The organism is Janthinobacterium algoris (assembly GCF_051380935.1).
Lineage (GTDB): Bacteria > Pseudomonadota > Gammaproteobacteria > Burkholderiales > Burkholderiaceae_D > Janthinobacterium.
On record NZ_JBNYXZ010000041.1, the window covers coordinates 1 to 4,059 of the forward strand.

The window sequence follows — 4,059 nt, forward strand, 5'->3', positions numbered from 1 at the left end:
CTGAGAAAGTCGCGGAATATCTGCTGGTGTCATGCGGTGGCCGGATCACTCACGAACTGCCTCGTTGAAGGTAGCAGTCGCTGCGTGAATGAGCGACGTTTTTACACAGTCTGGGCCCAAAGCTGAAGCTCATTTGACGCACATTCCCGCAGGAGCGACATGGCCGGCTTTCTTGCTCCTTTTCTCATCGCCTGCGCTATCCAACATATTCTCCAATATTTCTTCATCTATACGATCGATATCAACTGCATCATCCCAATTTTGATCATAAGGTATTTCAGCAATATACAAATCGAGACCAATTTCATGAAATCCATGGATTATTGCTCTAATTTCCTTGTCCCTGGTGGCGTGATCATTAAGGAATAATTCAGTAGAATAAAATATTCCCTTTTCTCCCATCGAAATCTTTTCTTTTGCCACCCAAAGCGGCAACCCCGTTACCTTATGAATCAATTTCACAGCATCCAAATTATTACTTGGGATTGCAAGCGATATAGATATCTTTGGCATTAATTCTTCCTTAATAAACTAAGTGGGCATTCAACGCGGGTGACAGGGTTAGCGATCGAAAAACGACCACTTTCTCCCCGCAGGGACATTTTGCTCTGGCGTACACGTTTCAGCGACTGGAGGCCAAATTGTCGTGTAGTTTCCGAGTACCTCCAGGCAAATTAGACGTAAGCGTCTTCCCAGTGCCGTCTGGACGGCCTGAACCGCGTCATTTATGATCGACTTTTATCACAGTATTTGTGCCCACAATTTTCTATTTTAGACACAAATTCTCAAACGATCATTTCCACGAATAAACGCGCCTACTATCGCCAGCATCCCTTGGAGTTCAAACGCGCATGGGTGGCGCTGTCGCTGCTACCGGGCGCCTCGGTAGCTCGCACCGCCCGCGAACACGGTTTCAATGCCAACCAGGTGTTCAGCTGACCCCGTCTTTACGAGCAAGGGCACCTCGGCGTACCCGCGTTAATGCGTGACGATGTGATCGCTCGGCGGGGCGTGACCAGCGTAAAGCTGCTCGCCCCCATAGTTCCAGAGAGGGGACGGTCGAAGCGTCGAAGTAGGCGGCGTGCCCGTCTCTTACTAAGGCCGTATCAAATCCGGTCAGCGTGCAGCTACTGCAGATTAGGACGATGTACCAAAGGCCAATTAACTTGACCTTGTTGTCGAACAGTGATTATCCCCTGCATGGCAGGGTATTTTCGTACCATCGAAGCGAGTTATCCTTCGTCAAATATCGACATAGCGAGGCAGCAAGTCCTGATCGACCAGACGAATTTCAATGGCATTGGCGATCTTGACGTGCTCAGGATTCTCATCATTGAAAGGCTCGTCGGTGACACTCACGATGATGGTGCCGATCTGCTTGTCTTTACCTTGCTCGTCCATCGCCATCACTGGCACTAAAGCGCGTGCCTCGGGCACCTGTTGGACCGTGAGTATACGCGGCAAGTACAACATCCAGCCAACACCTGGACGATCCTTGAAAACTTGTTTTTCAAAATAATCGTTACGTGCAACTGTGATCAATACCGGCCGCAGCGAACCCGCGATAATGGACAGTAGCTCTTTCACTCTATCTATGCCAAGCCGTTTCGCTCCGACGCCTTTGTAACTGATCTTAAACGACCAAGCGGGCCAGTCACTGTCGCTAAAGCCAAGCGCCATAGTCGCGCCCTCACCCTCTCCGAGTTCCCCATTCCAGGCGCTGAGAAATCGGAATTTCTCGCCCTTGAACTCCGTCTCAAGTACGGCTTCGGCCGCTGTGGTGAGCTCTCCCGAAGCGTCGAAAACCGGATACAGAAACGACTTCTCTTTGGTATCCTGCGACAGAAACCAGTTCTTTCCAAGCGCCTCGGTTTTCTGCAAGAAACGGGCTACCATTGCGATTTTTTTGACGGTAGGTCGGAACGCAATGGATGGGTTCACTGCATCGCGTTTAAATAAAGATTTTATTATCATATTATGGAATGTAAAAAGTGGTAATACCGAGCTCAGTTAACTGAGGGCGCATGTGCTTGTAAGCGAGTGGCGTTTGGAAGTACCATGACAGCGAAGCTGGCGGGTTATCCCTGACAATGTTGGACTGAGCGGCGGCCTGCTTCAATGCCATATTCTCGAATATTTGTTCTTGAAAGTCGTATTTAAACTCACCGTTTGACTTAAAAAACTGGTCATAATCCGCTTTAGCTTCCTGCAACAAGCATAAGCGGGATTGGAAGCCGTCAAAGTCTCGCCCTTCAAATACCCATTCCATGCCGATCAGAAAACCAGTGATGCGGGCTTGATAATCGCGCGCGGCGGGCGACATTCTGTGTTTAACAGCCATAAGCGTACCCTTGTCTGGCGGGCAACGGCATCTTTCCTTGGCTTCGCTTCGCGTCTCGGCACGCGCAATGGGCGTGACGCGGGCGTCTTTTGCCTCTTCTGCCTCTTTTTTGCGTTTGCGCAATGCATCGTCCGTGAGCACGGCTCCTGCTGCGGCGACACCCAAGGCTAACAAAATTTTATCCACGACTGCTCGTATCACCAATGCCGGTAGTGCCCCCACTATTGTTCCCCTTCCAGTTTTTTATCCATTACCGCGATCAGTTCGTCGAACCGCTGTTCTGGCGTGGCGCCGGGTTTGCGCAGATAGGCATCGACCAGCGGGTCGTCATGGATTCCGGGCGCGTCGGCCGCCAGGTACATCAGATGTACGATATGCGGCGTGGACCTGAAACCGATTCGAATGGCGTAGGTGTACGCCGCCAGCATGCGCTCGATCACGGTCGCCCGGCCTGGCTGGCTTGCCATGTCGGCACGCTTGGCCAAAAATTGGTCCGCCACTGCGATGACGAAATCGCTCATGTCGCCCGTCTGCACTGCACGCCATTGCTCCTCGCTAAACGTCAGCATCGCGCCTCCCTATGATTGCCCGCTTGCCATCGAGCAGCAAGTGCCATTCGTGAATATGGCCAAACATCGCCTCCCGCTGTGCCGGCTCAAGTATTTGTGCCAGCTTCACCAACACGCGCGGATCCCAAAAGCGAAGCAGCGCTGCGCGGCCATCCGGCAGCCGTGTTTCCAAGTGTAGTTGCAGCAACTGCGCCAGGCCACCAAGGTCCTGCACGGCGAACAGCCAGGTAACGGAAGGTGTTTCTTGCTCCAGTGTGGACAGGTCTTCAAGAAACGAAGGCGCTGCTCCCGCCACGTCGACCAACCAGGGGCCTGCATGCGCGAGCGCAGCGTCGGGTGTGCCGGTAAATAGCGGGTAGCGCGTCCCATCCTCCGTCATGCGCGTTTGGCGGTGTGTCTCATATTGAACACCGTCGACCACTGCGTATAAGCACAGCGCCGAGTGATGTTGCTGAAGTTGCTTCAGGCGTTCCAGGACGTCAATCAATATTGTCACCCCCTGATAACGGTGGTCGCACCAGCGGCGGCAGCGGACTGCAAGCATTCGAGGCAAATGCCGGAGTCGGTATTTGCGGCGATGTTGCCGGCGGTTTCCATCACGTCATTGTCGTCGACATCAGCCGGGTCGCCCACGCTGGACTGGTCCAACCAGATCGTCGTGATTTGGCCGGAAATCAGTTTTGCACCGCAAGCGGTCGAATCCATGTGACGCGCATAACCATTGCCACTACCGTCCACGACGTCGGTCGGTCCAGATGTGATGGGGAACGTGCCCTTGCATTTGGGGCATACCGTCATGTCGCCGACGCGCGCTATATTCTTGCCATTGATGTCACAGGTAAAATCGGCGCTGATGACCGTGCCGCCATGACTGGTCTTGTCGCCCATGACAATGAAAGGTCTGCTCAAATGATGCTCCTGAATGGGTGCTGTAACGCGATAAGTTGCATTTATGGCATATTTTCCAGATACATCAGGTAAGCACGATTCAAAATGAATAATAATGCGGTTGGATGTAAGCGTAAAGCCAGCCTTCCGATTACCCATATCTTTCGGATGCGAGATTGAAGCCCAGCTGCATATCCGCAAGGCGACGCATGCCTCGCCACATGACGATGTTTCCTGGTGGGGAGTCGTTGGAGCGTGCGA

At 52.7% G+C, this 4,059-nt stretch carries 6 protein-coding genes; all 6 read right to left on the reverse strand.

Translation table 11 applies throughout. From position 1 onward, the window contains the following. Positions 1 to 129: 129 nt before the first annotated feature. Entirely contained in the window at positions 130 to 513 is a 384-nt protein-coding gene (locus ACQ4W7_RS29040; RefSeq protein WP_436535192.1) for a hypothetical protein, read from the reverse strand. A 729-nt stretch (positions 514 to 1,242) separates the two neighbouring features. Next, positions 1,243 to 1,941: an immunity 52 family protein gene (locus ACQ4W7_RS29050; protein WP_436535196.1), complete on the reverse strand. Its 699-nt coding sequence runs from the start codon at positions 1,939 to 1,941 to the stop codon at positions 1,243 to 1,245. 34 nt (positions 1,942 to 1,975) lie between these two features. Further along, a complete protein-coding gene (locus tag ACQ4W7_RS29055; RefSeq protein ID WP_436535198.1) occupies positions 1,976 to 2,527 on the reverse strand; it encodes a Tox-REase-5 domain-containing protein in 552 nt (183 codons plus the stop codon). A gap of 35 nt (positions 2,528 to 2,562) precedes the next feature. Then, entirely contained in the window at positions 2,563 to 2,910 is a 348-nt protein-coding gene (locus ACQ4W7_RS29060; protein ID WP_436535200.1) for a hypothetical protein, read from the reverse strand. Beyond that, positions 2,897 to 3,406, reverse strand: a complete 510-nt coding sequence (locus ACQ4W7_RS29065; protein WP_436535202.1) for a DUF4123 domain-containing protein — start codon at positions 3,404 to 3,406, stop codon at positions 2,897 to 2,899. The genes ACQ4W7_RS29060 and ACQ4W7_RS29065 overlap by 14 nt, the downstream gene beginning before the upstream one ends. Continuing rightward, positions 3,403 to 4,059: PAAR domain-containing protein (locus ACQ4W7_RS29070; protein WP_436535204.1), on the reverse strand; the 657-nt coding region annotated here is incomplete at its 5' end. The genes ACQ4W7_RS29065 and ACQ4W7_RS29070, both read right to left, overlap by 4 nt.